We start from the raw sequence: 14,763 nt of genomic DNA, 5'->3' as shown, positions 1-14,763 counted from the left end.
CACGAGAGGGCGCATCATAGCGCTTTTTTCATCAATTAAGAAAGTTGGCATAGTTTTCGCTTTAATTATAACAAGCGAAAGAGGCCAGTTTCCACAACGGTTGCTAAGCAGTCAGAGAACATAATTATCGGTCGGCTGGGCGAGATAAGCAAAGCGCACCGCGAAAGTTCTCTAACCGACGACCATGACAAATCCAGGAGAGTTAAGTATGTCCGCTGAACACGTTCTGTCGATGATGAACGAGCATGAAGTCAAATTTGTTGACCTGCGCTTCACTGACACCAAAGGTAAAGAGCAGCACGTTACCATTCCTGCTCACCAGGTTAACGCTGACTTCTTCGAAGAAGGCAAAATGTTTGACGGCTCCTCCATCGGCGGCTGGAAAGGCATTAACGAATCCGACATGGTGCTGATGCCGGACGCGACCACCGCGGTCCTGGATCCTTTCTTTGAAGACTCTACGCTTATCATTCGTTGTGACATCCTTGAGCCAGGCACCATGCAGGGCTACGATCGCGACCCACGTTCTATCGCCAAGCGCGCCGAAGATTTCCTGCGTTCTTCCGGCATTGCGGACACCGTGCTGTTTGGCCCGGAGCCAGAATTCTTCCTGTTTGACGATGTGCGTTTCGGCGCGACCACCTCTGGCTCTCACGTGGCTATCGATGATATCGAAGCGGCATGGAACACCGGCAAAGAATATGAAGGCGGCAACAAAGGCCACCGTCCGGGCCTGAAAGGCGGCTATTTCCCGGTGCCACCGGTCGACTCTTCACAGGACATCCGTTCTGCTATGTGTCTGACCATGGAGCAGATGGGTCTGGTTGTTGAAGCTCATCACCACGAAGTGGCGACCGCAGGTCAGAACGAAGTGGCCACCCGCTTCAACACCATGACCAAAAAAGCCGACGAAATTCAGATCTACAAATATGTCGTGCACAATGTGGCGCACGCTTTCGGCAAAACCGCGACCTTTATGCCAAAACCAATTTTTGGCGATAACGGTTCCGGTATGCACTGCCATATGTCCCTGTCCAAAGGCGGCACCAACCTGTTCGCTGGCGACAAATACGGCGGCCTGTCTGAAATGGCCCTGTTCTACATCGGCGGTGTGATCAAGCACGCTAAAGCGATCAACGCCCTGTCTAACCCGACTACCAACTCCTACAAGCGTCTGGTTCCGGGTTACGAAGCGCCGGTTATGCTGGCCTACTCTGCCCGTAACCGTTCTGCCTCTATCCGTATTCCAGTGGTTGCCAGCCCGAAAGCGCGCCGTATTGAAGCCCGCTTCCCGGATCCAGCCGCTAACCCATATCTGTGCTTCGCCGCGCTGCTGATGGCTGGCCTGGACGGCATCATCAACAAGATCCATCCTGGCGACGCGATGGACAAAAACCTGTACGACCTGCCGCCGGAAGAAGAAGCTGAAATTCCAAAAGTAGCCGGCTCGCTGGAAGAGGCGCTGAACGCGCTGAACGAAGACCGTGAGTTCCTGACTCGTGGCGGCGTGTTCACCGACGACACCATCGATGCGTACATCGACCTGCGCAAGGCTGAAATGGATCGCGTTCGCATGACGCCGCACCCGGTTGAGTTCGAACTGTACTACAGCGTCTGATTTCTGACTCCGGCGACTCGTCGCGTTAAAGCGGCTACGGCAGGCTCAGTGATTCGGGTGAACACGGGCCGCAGCGTAACGAACGCCGGAGATAGTGTTGCCGTGGAAATTTTCAGCCCATCTCCGGATGGGCTTTTTTCGCCGTGAGCGCCACGCGCAGAGAGACGAATTTCAGGTTCCATGACTATAATGCACTAAAATAGTGCAGGAGAACGCTGTTATGGCAACAGGCACGCAGCCCGATGCCGGGCAGATCCTCAACTCGCTGATTAACAGCATACTGCTGGTCGACAGCGAACTGGTGGTGCATTACGCCAATCCCGCCGCTCAGCAACTGCTGGCGCAAAGCTCCCGCAAGCTCTTTGGCACGCCGCTGCCGGATTTGATGGGCTATTTTTCCCTGAACATCGGGGTGATGCGCGAGAGTCTGAATGCCGGTCAGGGGTTTACCGACAGCGAGGTTACGCTGGTCGTCGACAGCCGCGCGCATATTATGTCTTTAACGGCGCAGCTGCTGCCGGACGGGCTAATCCTGCTGGAAATGGCGCCGATGGACAATCAGCGTCGCCTCAGTCAGGAACAGCTTCAGCATGCTCAACAGGTCGCCGCACGGGATTTAGTTCGCGGGCTGGCGCATGAAATTAAAAATCCGTTAGGGGGATTACGCGGCGCGGCGCAGCTGTTGGCAAAAGCCCTGCCTGACCCGGCCTTAACGGAATATACCAAAGTCATTATCGAACAGGCCGATCGCCTGCGTAACCTGGTGGATCGCCTGCTTGGCCCGCAGCAGCCGGGCATGCACGTTACGCAAAGCATCCATCAGGTCGCCGAGCGCGTGGTTAACCTGGTCTCAATGGAGCTGCCCGATAACGTTACGCTGATCAGAGATTACGACCCCAGCCTGCCGGAGCTGCCGCATGACCCGGACCAAATCGAACAGGTGCTGCTAAACGTGGTGCGTAACGCGCTACAGGCGCTGGGAGAAAAAGGCGGAGCCATTACGCTGCGCACCCGCACCGCATTTCAGCTAACGCTGCACGGCGTCCGCTATCGCCTGGTGGCCCGTATCGATATTGAAGATAACGGCCCCGGCATTCCGGCTCAGCTACAGGACACGCTGTTTTACCCGATGGTGAGCGGCCGCGAAGGCGGCACCGGTTTAGGCCTGTCGATCGCCCGCAGCCTGATCGATCAGCATTCGGGAAAAATAGAATTTAACAGTTGGCCTGGCCACACCGAATTTTCCGTTTATTTGCCTATTCGCCAGTGAGGTTTCTATGCAACGAGGGATAGTCTGGATCGTCGATGACGATAGCTCCATCCGCTGGGTGCTTGAACGCGCGCTTACTGGAGCCGGTTTAAACTGCGCCACGTTTGACAGCGCGAGCGAGGTGCTGGACGCGCTTGCCACCAAAACCCCGGACGTTTTGCTTTCCGATATTCGTATGCCCGGCATGGACGGACTGGCGTTACTGAAACAAATTAAGCAACGTCATCCGATGCTGCCGGTAATTATTATGACCGCACACTCCGATCTGGATGCGGCCGTCAGCGCCTATCAGCAAGGCGCATTCGATTACCTGCCAAAACCCTTTGATATCGATGAAGCCGTGGCGTTAGTGGAACGCGCGATCAGCCACTATCAGGAGCAGCAGCAGCCGCGCAACCAGCCGGTCAGCGGCCCGACTACCGATATCATCGGCGAAGCGCCGGCGATGCAGGACGTGTTTCGTATTATCGGCCGCCTCTCGCGTTCTTCAATCAGCGTATTGATCAACGGCGAGTCGGGCACGGGCAAAGAGCTGGTGGCGCACGCGCTGCATCGCCACAGCCCGCGCGCGAAGGCGCCTTTTATCGCGCTGAACATGGCGGCTATCCCGAAGGATCTGATTGAGTCGGAGCTTTTCGGCCATGAGAAAGGCGCATTTACGGGCGCTAATCAAATCCGTCAGGGACGTTTCGAACAGGCCGACGGCGGCACGCTGTTTCTGGATGAAATTGGCGATATGCCGCTGGATGTGCAGACTCGTTTATTACGCGTGCTGGCCGACGGCCAGTTTTATCGCGTCGGCGGCTATGCGCCGGTCAAAGTCGACGTCAGGATCATCGCCGCCACGCACCAGAACCTGGAGCTGCGGGTACAGGAAGGCAAATTCCGCGAGGATCTGTTTCACCGCCTGAACGTTATCCGCGTGCATCTGCCGCCGCTGCGGGAGCGTCGTGAGGATATCCCTCGTCTGGCGCGCTATTTCCTTCAGGTCGCGGCACGCGAGCTGGGCGTCGAGGCAAAAATTCTGCATCCCGAAACCGAAACGGCACTGACCCGCCTGCACTGGTCAGGCAACGTGCGCCAGCTGGAAAATACCTGCCGCTGGCTGACGGTGATGGCCGCCGGCCAGGAAGTGCTGATCCAGGATTTGCCGCCGGAGCTGTTTGAAACCGCCACGCCGGACAATCCCGTGCAGTCACTGCCCGACAGCTGGGCGACGCTGCTGGCGCAGTGGGCCGATCGCGCGCTGCGTTCCGGTCATCAAAACTTGTTATCGGAAGCACAGCCAGAGATGGAGCGCACGCTGCTGACTACCGCGCTGCGTCATACACAAGGCCACAAGCAGGAAGCGGCGCGACTGTTGGGATGGGGGCGAAACACGCTGACCCGCAAGCTGAAAGAGCTGGGTATGGAGTAAAGCAGAAGAAGCATAAAAAAACGTCGATTCGCGCATTTTTTATGCTTTTGCGACTTTACACATCGGTATCAGTCAGTATCATTCTGAACCGTTATCGGGGAGGAAGATAATGCTGGAATCGTTAATTCATGTGGTGACGCACTACGCGCAGACGGGTGCCGCGCATCTGCCGCAAACGGCTATGGCCGCCGTGCTGTGCGCAGCAATGCTGAAATTTCCAGGCTGAGGCGCCAAAAATTTCAGCACTAAAAAGCCGGGAACGTTTTTGTTTCCGGCTTTTTTATGCTCGCCTCTTTTCAGATCACCCGCGAGAACTGCTGTAGGCGCGTTTGCTGGCGTAGATAGCGGTCAAAGCACATGCAGATATTCCTGACCAGCAGGCGCCCCTTAGAAGTGACCTGAAGGCCCTTCTCGCTGCGCTCCACCAGCCCGTCTGCAATCAGCGGCTCAAGCAGCGCCAGATCCTCCGCAAAATAGTCGGTAAAGGTGACGCCGTGCGAGGTAAAAGCGGCGAAATCCAGTGAGAAATTACACATCAGCGTTTTAATCACCTCGCGGCGCAGGATATCGTCGCCCGACAGCTCTACGCCGCGCCAGAGCGCCGTACCCTGCTTAGCCACGGCGTCATACCACTCTTTTAGCCCTTTCTGGTTTTGCGCATAGCCGCCGCCGATCATACTGATGGCGGAGACGCCCAGGCCCAGCAGATCGTTGTCTCCCTGCGTGGTATACCCCTGGAAGTTGCGATGCAGCTTGCCTTCCCGCTGGGCAACGGCCAGCTCGTCCTCCGGTCTGGCAAAGTGGTCCATACCGATAAACTGGTAGCCGGAGGCCATCAGCGCGGCAATGGACTGTTGCAGGATGGTCAGTTTCTGTTGGGGATCGGGCAGATCGGCCTCTTTAATTTTCCGCTGCGCGGCAAAGTGCGCGGGCATATGCGCATAATTGAAGACGCTAAGCCTGTCGGGGTTCAGCGCAATGACCTTTTGCAGGGTAAAGGCAAAGCTTTCCGGCGTCTGCTTCGGTAAGCCATAAATCAAATCGAGATTAACAGAGCTGAAGCCCACCCGCTTTGCCCGCTCGATAAGCGCGACGATAGTCTGCTCATCCTGTACGCGGTTAACCTTTTCCTGCACCTCTTTATTGAAATCCTGCACGCCCATGCTCAGCCGGGTAAAACCTGCGGCAAAGAGATGATCGATCACGTCCGCTTCAATTTCTCGCGGATCGATTTCAATGGAAAGCTCCGCCTCGTCGCTGAAGGCAAAGTGCTGACGCAGCAGCGCCATCAGTGTGGAAATCTGCGCTTTACTGAGAAAAGTAGGCGTGCCGCCGCCCCAGTGCATCTGCGTCACGGTTCGGTTGCGGAAAAGCGCGGCGCGACTGGCGATTTCTACGGCTAAAGCTTCCAGATAGTCGTCAGCTTTATGCTGATGACGGGTAACGACTTTATTACAGCCGCAGAAGTAGCAAAGGCGATGGCAGAAAGGAATATGAATATAAAGCGACAGCGGGCGATGGGGAGTACGCTGGCTGGCACGGATAAAATCGGCTTCGCGGTAAGCCTCGCTGAACTCCAGCGCGGTAGGATAAGAAGTGTAACGGGGACCCGAGATATTATATTTTTGCAGCAGGACGGGATCCCACTCAATTGTCTGCGTCACGATATTCTCTCCTGCATTGGCGTGTTGACCGTCGCGGAGGCGCTGTCGGCAGGACGGTCGGTCTGCGTAGCCGGGCTTTCAGCCGGGACAGACGCCGTAGTTTACCCAACATCCAGAGCAGGCAGCAGAACAGAATCAGCAGGTAAATTGATCCAGGCCAAATCATTGGCAGAGATACCTTATGCAGAAACGGCGCCCGTTGGCGCCGTCCTTTAAGTAAGTCCGAAAAGCATCGCCGGGATTAATTACCGCCTTTAAGCAGGCGATACATATCCTCTTCAGCTTCTTCATCTTCGACTTCGTCATCCAGCGCGATCCCCAGCTGTTCCATCAGCGTGTCGATGCGATCCAGCGTCTGGTCAAGCCACGCCTGCTCTTCTGCTTTCAGGGTGTCGCCATTTTCCAGCCGATCCAGCAGCGCATCCAGCCGCTCGTCGTTTTCGAGCTTCGCCAGCTCTTCTTCCGGCGTCAGACGGGGTTTCTTCTCTTCGGCTTTTTTCACCGGCTTAGCTTTTTTCGCGGGCTGCGCGGCAGCAGCGCCCAGCGCTACCGGCGTTTTACTGCCAATACGTGGATCTTTCTCTTTAGCGCTTTCGCCGTTTTTCTTTGTCGCCGCTACGGGGTTAGCGCGACTGCCGGAGGCGTGGCCGCGATGTTTCTTATCGCGTTTACGATCGCGCGCTTCCGTGTTGATTTCATCGCGCGTTTTACGCTTCGCTTTTGCCGCCGGTTTTTTCTGCGAATCGCGTACAGGTTGCTTCATGGTTTCTGCTCTCAGACTGTTTATCTTCAGTATAGAATTGCGGCGGAATCTAGCAGAAAGCAGACAAAGAAAAAAGGCGCCAGGTCACCCTGTCGCCTTTTTTCGCACCTTCCGCAGAAGGACTGACTAAGTCAGCATCCTTTTTGGCATCCAACTTCCCGGTTTTCCCTTGCCATGCCGTCCTCCGTGGACGCAGTCCTTTCCCTTCAGATGAGCCGTTCCCCGACACTTTCCTTCCCTGCTCAGTACCTTCCTGGCATCCCCCTGAGCGCTTCATCCTGAAGTGAGCCGTCCTGGCTCTGACAACAAATGTAGACTATATGGAGAAACTCACAAGGTAAGTTACGAAAAAATTTATTAATGTTTGGCCTTAAAATAATAAGCTATTGATTTTAAATAACTTAATTTTTAAAAGCTGGAAAGAAAAGGTAAAGTTCTGGCAAAAAGTATAGCCAATCTCTTACAAAGCCACCGCCGCGCCGCGTGCGGCTGGGCGCTTTTAATCCATACAGGGTATACTCTGCGCAATTGTTCTTATTATCTGGAGTTTCTAACTTGTCTGGCTGGAATTATAACCTTACCCACTTTGTCACCAGCGCGCCCGACATCCGCCACCTTCCAGCCGATATCGGTATTGAAGTGGCGTTTGCAGGACGCTCTAATGCCGGCAAATCCAGCGCGTTGAATACGCTAACCAATCAGAAGAGCCTGGCCCGTACCAGTAAAACGCCCGGCCGCACCCAGCTGATTAACCTGTTTCAGGTCACCGAAGGCTATCGCCTGGTGGATTTGCCTGGCTATGGCTATGCCGAAGTGCCGGAAGAGATGAAGTTAAAATGGCAGCGTTCGCTGGCAGAATATCTTCAGATGCGTCAGTGTCTGAAAGGGCTGGTTGTGCTGATGGATATCCGTCATCCGCTGAAGGATCTGGATCGACAGATGATTGAATGGGCGGTACAGAGCGGCATTCAGGTGCTGGTGCTGCTGACCAAGGCGGACAAGCTGGCTTCCGGCGCGCGTAAAGCGCAGTTAAATCTGGTACGCGAAGCCGCTAAAGGGTTCGTCGGCGATGTACAGGTTGAAGCTTTCTCTTCGCTTAAGAAATTGGGCGTCGATAAATTGCGCCTGAAACTGGACAGCTGGTTCAGTGAAATTCCACCAGCGACGGAAGAAACGTTACCAGAAGCCTGATATCCGGCTGAACGACGCCCAATAAAAAACGCCCCAGTCATAACGACTGGGGCGGCTAATATTCAGCCAAATCCGGTTACGTGAAGTAAACGGTTTGAAAGATAGAACATCTTACCTCTGTACCCTACATCTTCAACTCTACATGATTTTTTCAGGCCTCAAAAGGATTTTTTACCGCCCCGTTTCACAAAATTCCCTTTTTTATCGAATACACTTCACAGAAAAATAGTTTTCAGGTAGCGAAGGCGCAAAAAAAATGTTTGAGCGATAACAGGTTAACGCTGACGTTATGCGCGGTGTTATCGCTTATAAGCGCTCATTAATTGACAGGCTAAAGCGCTTTCCGGCATCACATTGATAAAGCCGGGCCTTAGCCCGGCCTCAGCTTAATGCGCTTCGTCCCAGTTATGCCCTACGCCCACATCGACACGCAGCGGCACGTCCAGCTGCATACTGTTTTCCATCAGCTCGCGGATTTTCACCGTTGCCGCTTCGATTTCCGACGTTTTCACCTCAAATACCAGTTCATCGTGAACCTGCATGATCATCTTCACATCAGGATTAGCCTGCGGCGTCAGCCAGCCGTCGACGGCAATCATAGCCTTTTTGATGATATCGGCAGCCGTGCCCTGCATTGGCGCGTTGATTGCTGCCCGCTCGGCCGCTTTGCGACGCATCGCGTTGCTGGCTTTAATGTCCGGCAGATAAAGACGACGACCATCCAGCGTAGAGACATAGCCTTTTTCCGCCGCCTGCTGGCGCGTGCTTTCCATATATTCCAGCACGCCAGGATAGCGTTCAAAATAGAGATCCATGTATTTTCTGGCTTCGCCCGCGCCGATATTAAGCTGACGCGACAAACCAAAAGCGCTCATGCCGTAAATCAGGCCAAAGTTGATAGCCTTTGCGCTGCGACGCTGCTCGCCCGTCACCTTATCCAGCGCCATGCCAAACACTTCCGCCGCCGTGGCACGGTGAATGTCTTCTCCTGCCGAGAAGGCGCTCAGTAACCCTTTGTCCTGAGAAAGGTGCGCCATAATACGCAGCTCGATTTGCGAGTAGTCCGCCGCCAGGATCTGATGGCCCTCAGAAGCGATAAAGGCCTGGCGGATACGACGTCCTTCCTCATTGCGTACCGGAATGTTCTGCAGATTAGGATCGGTAGAAGAAAGGCGTCCCGTGGCCGTCACCGCCTGATGATAAGAAGTGTGCACGCGGCCGGTCAGCGGATTAATCATTACCGGCAGTTTGTCGGTGTAGGTTGATTTCAGCTTGGAAAGGCCACGGTGCTCCAGAATAACTTTTGGCAGCGGATAGTCCAGCGCCAGTTCGGCCAGCACTTCCTCGCTGGTGGACGGCGCGCCGCCGGGCGTTTTCTTGGTTGGCTTAATGCCCTGTTTTTCAAACAGAATGGTTTGCAACTGTTTAGTAGAGGAAAGATTAAAGGGCTCACCCGCCAGCTCGTGCGCTTTCTGCTCCAGCTCTGCCAGACGCGTGGTCAGCTCCTGAGAATGTTTGGCAAGGATAGCCTGGTCAATCAGCACGCCGTTACGTTCAATACGGGAGATCACCGTCACCAGCGGCATTTCGATATTTTCGAAAACCTCTTTTGGCCCCTGCTCTTTTTCCAGCTCCGGCCACATTTTCAGATGCAGCTGTAGCGTTACGTCCGCATCTTCCGCCGCATAGTGCGCCGCTTGCTCAAGAGCAATCTGATTAAACGTCAGCTGCTTTTTGCCTTTCCCGGCGATTTCCTCAAAGGTCACGGTTTTATGGTTCAGCCAGCGTGAAGCCAGCGTATCCATATCGTGACGGCCCACCACGCTGTTTAGCGCGTAGGATTCCAGCATGGTATCGAATTTAATACCTTGCAGTTCAATACCATAGTTGTTCAGCACGCCGCGATCGTATTTCAGGTTCTGACCAACTTTGAACAGTTTTTTATCTTCCAGCAGCGGTTTCAGGCGCGCCAGCACCTCTTTACGATCGAGCTGCAAAGGTGCGTCGAGGTAGTCGTGAGCAACCGGCAGGTAAGCGGCCTCACCCGGCGCCACAGCGAAAGCGATGCCGACGATATTGGCGCTCAACGTATCCAGCGAATCGGTTTCCAGGTCAAAAGCGAAAAGCTCGCTTGCCTGTAACTTTTGCAACCAGTCGGCAAAGGTCTCCTCGTCAAGGATAGTGACGTAGCCATCCGTCGCCAGAATGCTGGTCGCTTCAGGCTGCGGGCTTTCCGGCTGTTCCGCCAGGGTTTTCTGTGCAGCAGCGCCGCCCTTTTTCCCCTGTAGCCATTTGCCCTCCTCCAGATCGGTGATCCAGCGTTTGAATTCATAGCGACGGAACAGCGTCAGCAGTTCTTCGACAGCAGGCTCGCTAACGATCAGCTCTTCACAGCCTGCATCGAGCGGCACATCAGTTTTGATGGTGGCCAGCTGGTAAGAAAGGAGAGCGACCTCCTTGTTTTGCTCCAGCTTAGCCGCCATGGTTTTGGCACCGCGGAAGGAGAGATCGGCGACTTTATCCAGGTTCTCATAGATATCTTTAATACCGCCAAGTCCCTGTAACAGCGCCTGCGCCGTTTTCTCGCCTACGCCCGGCACGCCCGGAATATTGTCCGAAGCGTCGCCCATCAGCGCCAGAAAATCGATAATCAGCGAGGGTGGAATGCCGTATTTCTCCACCACCTCGTCCGGGCCAAGAATAGCGTTATTCATGGTGTTGATAAGGGTGATATTTGGCGTGACCAGCTGCGCCATATCTTTATCGCCGGTGCTGATTAAAACGGGTATGCCCTTTTTACCCGCCTCCAGCGCCAGGGTACCGATAACGTCATCGGCTTCCACGCCCGATACCGCTAATAACGGCAGTCCCATTGCCCTGACCATATTGTGCAGTGGCTCAATCTGCGCACGCAGATCGTCCGGCATAGGCGGCCGATGGGATTTGTAGTGCTCAAAAAGTTCATCACGAAACGTTTTGCCCTTGGCATCGAAAACGACCGCAACATGGCTGGGTTTATATTGCAGCAGCAGGCTGCGCAGCATATTCAGCACGCCGTACATAGCGCCGGTAGGGTCGCCGGCGCTGTTGGTCAGCGGAGGAAACGCATGATATGCGCGATACAGGTAGGACGAGCCATCTACCAGAATAAGCGGGTTTTCTGCAATTTGTGCCATAGGTTTGTCACATTCCGGGTTAAATTTCACTATAGGGTAAGGATGCCACAGCTATACCGGAAATATGAAATATCTCCGGGCGACACGCCTTTGTTTTGCGGCCTGTTTCGCAAACGCTTCCTGTGGATAACTTTGTGTGTAAATTTCATAACATATTAATACAGCTGGCGTACCGGGCTATACCAATTATTTAAATCGATAATTTTCAATAACTTAAATATTTAACCGCTAAGGATCCTTGCCCAAAGGTAATTTGCATTAATGTGGATATAAATTAGCGGCTAAACGATCTGGTGGATCTTTAGCAAGAAAAAGCGATCGGAAGAATTTTGATCTGACGAGGAAATGAAGAGGCGGTTTAACCGACACAGCGAGGTTGAAACCCTCGCTGCGTCAAAATATGGCTTACTTTTGGGTTAACAGGAATTTTACGACGTTAGCGTATTGCTGCGTGTAATTATCCATCGAGCTGGTATCCAGGCCACCGTTGTTAACCATATATTTACCGTTAACAAACATCGCCGGCACGCCGCGCAGATCGACATCGACCGCTGCTTTTTCCTGCTGGGCTACCAGCGATTTCACCACAAAGCTGTTCCAGGCCGCATCGTATTCTTCCGGCTTGATGCCGGCTGCCTTCACAAAGGCCGCTTTCAGGCTGGCCGGATCGGTGATGGTCTGGGTTTTCTGGATGCCTTCAAACAGCGGAGCAGTGACTTTATCTTCCACACCCAGCGCCATGGCAACGGCCCATGCCTGAGTCACCACTTTGCCCATTTCGCCGCCGAGGAATTCAACGTGATATTTAGTCACTTTAGTGCCGGCAGGCACGGCTTTTTTCACCGCGTCGCTAACGTGCCAGACGTGTTCGAATTCATAGCAGTGCGGGCAGAAGAAAGAGAAAAACTCCACAACCTGAGGCTCGCCGGTAACAGGTTTCTGTATCGTGACGTACTGCTGTCCATCGGTAAACTGGGCAGCAGAAGCGCTGAACGCCAGAAAAACACCAATCAGCGCGAATAAAATCTTTTTCATCTGGAAACTCTCTCCTAACAGCAAAAGAGGCTGACCGGAAAAGGCGATCAGCCCTGGAATGCAGGCATCAGCTGCAGCGGTGGCTCCTGCAACAGCCGGGTCTGCTCATTGAAAATAGCGATCTGTCTGCGCCAGAAATCTTCGTCCGTCATCCATGGAAAGCTGGCCGGAAACGCCGGATCTTCCCAGCGGCGCACAATCCACGCCAGATAATAAACCATCCTCATAGCGCGTAAAGGCTCAATCAGTGACAATTCGTGTGTGTCGAACTCGCAGAATTCACCGTAGGCTTCCAGCAGGATATCCCACTGAATACGCTGCTCCTGAAGATCGCCGTTAACCAGCATCCATAGATCCTGTACGGCAGGGCCATTACGAGCGTCGTCCAGATCCACAAACAGCGGGCCATCGCGCCACAGAATATTGCCGGGATGGCAATCGCCGTGCAGACGAAGCGGCTGCCACTGAGTATGCCAGCACTTTTGTAAAGTTGCGCTGAGCAGATCGACGCTTGCCAATAAATTCTGTTTCAGTTTGGCCGGGATCAACGTGCTGGATTCAAGCACCTGATGAGGTTCGTGGATATACTCCTCCAGACCAAAGGTCGGACGAGCATCAAAGGTTTTTTTACGTCCCGTCTGGTGAATACGTCCCAGAAAACGACCAACCCATTCCAGATGGTCGTAGTTATCCGTTTCGTATTGCCGTCCTCCCAGGCTGGGGAAAACGGTAAACCAGTAGCCGTTATGTTGATGCAGCGTTTGCCCTTGCAGCACAAGCGGTGCGGCCACAGGGACCTCATCAGCCAGCAGCTCGGCAGTAAACCGGTGTTCTTCTTCGATTTGCAGCGAAGACCAGCGCTGAGGACGATAGAATTTCACCACGTAACGCTTTTTGTCCTCGTCGGAAAACTGATATACCCGATTTTCGTAGCTGTTCAGCGCGGTAAGCCCCGATTCAACGCGGATGCCCGTTTCCCAGAGCGCATCCAGGATCGTATCAGGATTAAGGTTTTGAAAGTTAAAGGCGGGTTCAGTCATCCGGCGTACTCATCGATAATCGTCATGCATTGAGGATACCATTAATCGCCGGTACGTCGGATGAACAGCGGCAGTTAATCTTTAATAACGCCGCGCGCGCGAAGCAGCGCCGTTTTGAAATCGTCTTCATAATCTTTTTGCAGGCCCGGGATAGCTTCGCTTTTGTCAGCATTGCGTAGTTTAAGATGATAAATCAGCACGTCATCGCTCAGGTCGGCCAGGGGCTGAGTAAATCCGGCCTCATCCGCCATTTTCTGCAAAAATTGCACTAAATTCAGATCGGGTTCCTGTTGCCAGGCTGGCTGCAGCAGTGAAATTAACTCGTTAAGACGGTGACATTTCATAATAGGGTTCCTGTGAGATTCGGGTTCCGCTACGGTAGCAGGGTTAATCCCACAAAAAAAGAGGGTCTACAGCTTATGCGTTTTTGCGGTTCAGATACCGTTTCGATTACAGGCGTCATTCTTGCAGGCGGGCGCGGCAGCCGCATGGGCGGCGAAGATAAAGGGCTGGTGCTGTATCAGGGAAAACCGCTCTATCAGCACGTTCTGGGTCGCCTACGACCTCAGGTCAGCCGTGTGTGTATCAGCGCCAACCGTAATTTGTCTGTTTATCAGCAAACCGGCCTGTCGGTTATAACCGATACGCTGCCGGATTTTCCGGGGCCGTTAGCCGGTATGCTGGCAGCGCTGGAAAAAATCGAGACGGAATGGGTGGTTTTTGTCTCTTGCGACACCCCTTTACTGCCAGAAGATTTAGTTTCTCGCCTGTGGCAGGCTAAACGGGATGCACCTGTGGTTTGGGCTAAATCTGACGGACGCGATCATCCCACTCTGGCATTAATGCATGTCAGTTTAATTGAGCCGCTGAAAAGCTTTCTGATAAAGGGAGAACGGAAGGTGATGATTTTTCTCCAGCAGGCAGGCGGACACAGCGTGGATTTTAACGATTGTCCTGACGCGTTTAATAATATTAATCGTTATGAAGATCTTATTGCAGGAGAACGCGGATGATCCCCCTTTTAGCCATCGCGGCCTGGAGCGGGACAGGCAAAACGACGCTGTTAAAGCAGGTTATTGCCATTTTAAAACAGCGAGGGATCCGTACAAGCCTGATCAAACATACCCATCATAATATGGATATCGATACGCCCGGCAAGGATAGCTATGAATTACGTAAGGCAGGAGCCGATCAGGTGATGGTTTATAATCCGCAGCGTTGGGCATTGATTACCGAAACGCCTGAGCATAATGAGCCGGATCTTCGCTTTCTCGCCAGCCGTATGGATCCTTCTCTGACAGATATTATTTTAGTGGAAGGTTTTAAACATGAGCCGGTGCCCAAAATAGTGCTGTGGCGTGGAGGGAGCGAACAGTGTTTCAGCGAGCTGTTTGATGAACACGTTATTGCGGTTGCCGCAGATTCTGCTTTCTCTTTGCCTGTGCCCTTGCTGGATATTAATAACGCAATTATGGTTACAGACTTTATTTTAAACTGGTTAGAAGAACAGCAGTAAGTAGGGCATCACTGGCCCGCAGCCGGGCCGTAAAGGGAGATTCCGGGCCCCTGCGCGCTTTATCCGCTGCGGG

14 protein-coding genes are annotated in these 14,763 nt (G+C 53.6%); 7 read left to right on the top strand and 7 right to left on the bottom strand.

The features are described from left to right. Positions 1-208: 208 nt before the first annotated feature. The 4 genes from glnA (at position 209) to AB6T85_RS20740 (ending at position 4,531) form a co-directional block, all read left to right on the top strand. A complete protein-coding gene (gene glnA, locus AB6T85_RS20755) occupies positions 209-1,618 on the top strand; it encodes a glutamate--ammonia ligase (protein ID WP_253456937.1) in 1,410 nt (469 codons plus the stop codon). 220 nt (positions 1,619-1,838) lie between these two features. After that, positions 1,839-2,888 carry a nitrogen regulation protein NR(II) gene (glnL, locus tag AB6T85_RS20750; protein ID WP_253456934.1) on the top strand — a complete coding sequence of 350 codons (1,050 nt, stop codon included), beginning with the start codon at positions 1,839-1,841 and terminating at the stop codon, positions 2,886-2,888. A 7-nt stretch (positions 2,889-2,895) separates the two neighbouring features. Then, positions 2,896-4,305 carry a nitrogen regulation protein NR(I) gene (gene glnG, locus AB6T85_RS20745; RefSeq protein ID WP_253456931.1) on the top strand — a complete coding sequence of 470 codons (1,410 nt, stop codon included), beginning with the start codon at positions 2,896-2,898 and terminating at the stop codon, positions 4,303-4,305. 109 nt (positions 4,306-4,414) lie between these two features. Then, entirely contained in the window at positions 4,415-4,531 is a 117-nt protein-coding gene (locus tag AB6T85_RS20740; protein ID WP_148101258.1) for a YshB family small membrane protein, read from the top strand. 70 nt (positions 4,532-4,601) lie between these two features. Here AB6T85_RS20740 and hemN read toward each other — a convergent pair whose 3' ends face one another. After that, the gene (hemN, locus tag AB6T85_RS20735; protein ID WP_301731004.1) at positions 4,602-5,972 is read right to left on the bottom strand and encodes an oxygen-independent coproporphyrinogen III oxidase; all 1,371 of its coding nucleotides are present in this window, start codon (positions 5,970-5,972) and stop codon (positions 4,602-4,604) included. A gap of 238 nt (positions 5,973-6,210) precedes the next feature. Continuing rightward, positions 6,211-6,732, bottom strand: a complete 522-nt coding sequence (gene yihI, locus AB6T85_RS20730; protein WP_253456928.1) for a Der GTPase-activating protein YihI — start codon at positions 6,730-6,732, stop codon at positions 6,211-6,213. Between the two features lie 555 nt (positions 6,733-7,287). Here yihI and yihA point away from each other — a divergent pair. After that, positions 7,288-7,923, top strand: a complete 636-nt coding sequence (yihA, locus tag AB6T85_RS20725) for a ribosome biogenesis GTP-binding protein YihA/YsxC (RefSeq protein WP_253456926.1) — start codon at positions 7,288-7,290, stop codon at positions 7,921-7,923. Between the two features lie 62 nt (positions 7,924-7,985). On the opposite strand, the gene spfP is transcribed toward yihA, so the two are convergent. The 5 genes from spfP to AB6T85_RS20705 form a co-directional block, all read right to left on the bottom strand. Continuing rightward, positions 7,986-8,033 (bottom strand): small protein SpfP, encoded by a 48-nt coding sequence (gene spfP / locus AB6T85_RS23780; RefSeq protein ID WP_440135769.1) that lies wholly within the window; start codon positions 8,031-8,033, stop codon positions 7,986-7,988. A 276-nt stretch (positions 8,034-8,309) separates the two neighbouring features. Then, positions 8,310-11,099: a DNA polymerase I gene (gene polA, locus AB6T85_RS20720; protein ID WP_301253377.1), complete on the bottom strand. Its 2,790-nt coding sequence runs from the start codon at positions 11,097-11,099 to the stop codon at positions 8,310-8,312. 405 nt (positions 11,100-11,504) lie between these two features. Further along, complete coding sequence (dsbA, locus tag AB6T85_RS20715; RefSeq protein WP_253456921.1) at positions 11,505-12,134, bottom strand: thiol:disulfide interchange protein DsbA; 630 nt, start codon at positions 12,132-12,134, stop codon at positions 11,505-11,507. Positions 12,135-12,181: 47 nt separating this feature from the next. Beyond that, positions 12,182-13,174 carry a serine/threonine protein kinase gene (locus AB6T85_RS20710; RefSeq protein WP_369896565.1) on the bottom strand — a complete coding sequence of 331 codons (993 nt, stop codon included), beginning with the start codon at positions 13,172-13,174 and terminating at the stop codon, positions 12,182-12,184. A 74-nt stretch (positions 13,175-13,248) separates the two neighbouring features. Continuing rightward, the gene (locus tag AB6T85_RS20705; RefSeq protein ID WP_125290661.1) at positions 13,249-13,518 is read right to left on the bottom strand and encodes a YihD family protein; all 270 of its coding nucleotides are present in this window, start codon (positions 13,516-13,518) and stop codon (positions 13,249-13,251) included. 75 nt (positions 13,519-13,593) lie between these two features. Between AB6T85_RS20705 and mobA the strand changes: the two genes are divergently transcribed. Together mobA and mobB are read left to right on the top strand one after the other, a co-directional pair. Then, positions 13,594-14,187 carry a molybdenum cofactor guanylyltransferase MobA gene (mobA, locus tag AB6T85_RS20700; protein WP_369896593.1) on the top strand — a complete coding sequence of 198 codons (594 nt, stop codon included), beginning with the start codon at positions 13,594-13,596 and terminating at the stop codon, positions 14,185-14,187. After that, positions 14,184-14,690 carry a molybdopterin-guanine dinucleotide biosynthesis protein MobB gene (gene mobB / locus AB6T85_RS20695; RefSeq protein WP_369896564.1) on the top strand — a complete coding sequence of 169 codons (507 nt, stop codon included), beginning with the start codon at positions 14,184-14,186 and terminating at the stop codon, positions 14,688-14,690. Before mobA ends, mobB begins: the two co-directional genes overlap by 4 nt. Positions 14,691-14,763: the final 73 nt, after the last annotated feature.

The organism is Erwinia aeris (assembly GCF_041224955.1).
Classification (GTDB): Bacteria; Pseudomonadota; Gammaproteobacteria; order Enterobacterales; family Enterobacteriaceae; genus Erwinia; species Erwinia aeris.
The sequence above is the reverse complement of the archived record's forward strand: the minus strand, read 5'-3'. Positions and strand labels throughout refer to the sequence as shown.

Coding starts and splice junctions, on each gene's coding strand:
- mobB (WP_369896564.1), top strand. CDS start 14,184: ATGATCCCCCTTTTAGCCATCGCGGCCTGGAGCGGGACAGGCAAAACG.
- glnG (WP_253456931.1), top strand. CDS start 2,896: ATGCAACGAGGGATAGTCTGGATCGTCGATGACGATAGCTCCATCCGC.
- yihI (WP_253456928.1), bottom strand. CDS start 6,732: ATGAAGCAACCTGTACGCGATTCGCAGAAAAAACCGGCGGCAAAAGCG.
- AB6T85_RS20705 (WP_125290661.1), bottom strand. CDS start 13,518: ATGAAATGTCACCGTCTTAACGAGTTAATTTCACTGCTGCAGCCAGCC.
- AB6T85_RS20710 (WP_369896565.1), bottom strand. CDS start 13,174: ATGACTGAACCCGCCTTTAACTTTCAAAACCTTAATCCTGATACGATC.
- glnA (WP_253456937.1), top strand. CDS start 209: ATGTCCGCTGAACACGTTCTGTCGATGATGAACGAGCATGAAGTCAAA.
- polA (WP_301253377.1), bottom strand. CDS start 11,099: ATGGCACAAATTGCAGAAAACCCGCTTATTCTGGTAGATGGCTCGTCC.
- dsbA (WP_253456921.1), bottom strand. CDS start 12,134: ATGAAAAAGATTTTATTCGCGCTGATTGGTGTTTTTCTGGCGTTCAGC.
- glnL (WP_253456934.1), top strand. CDS start 1,839: ATGGCAACAGGCACGCAGCCCGATGCCGGGCAGATCCTCAACTCGCTG.
- AB6T85_RS20740 (WP_148101258.1), top strand. CDS start 4,415: ATGCTGGAATCGTTAATTCATGTGGTGACGCACTACGCGCAGACGGGT.
- mobA (WP_369896593.1), top strand. CDS start 13,594: ATGCGTTTTTGCGGTTCAGATACCGTTTCGATTACAGGCGTCATTCTT.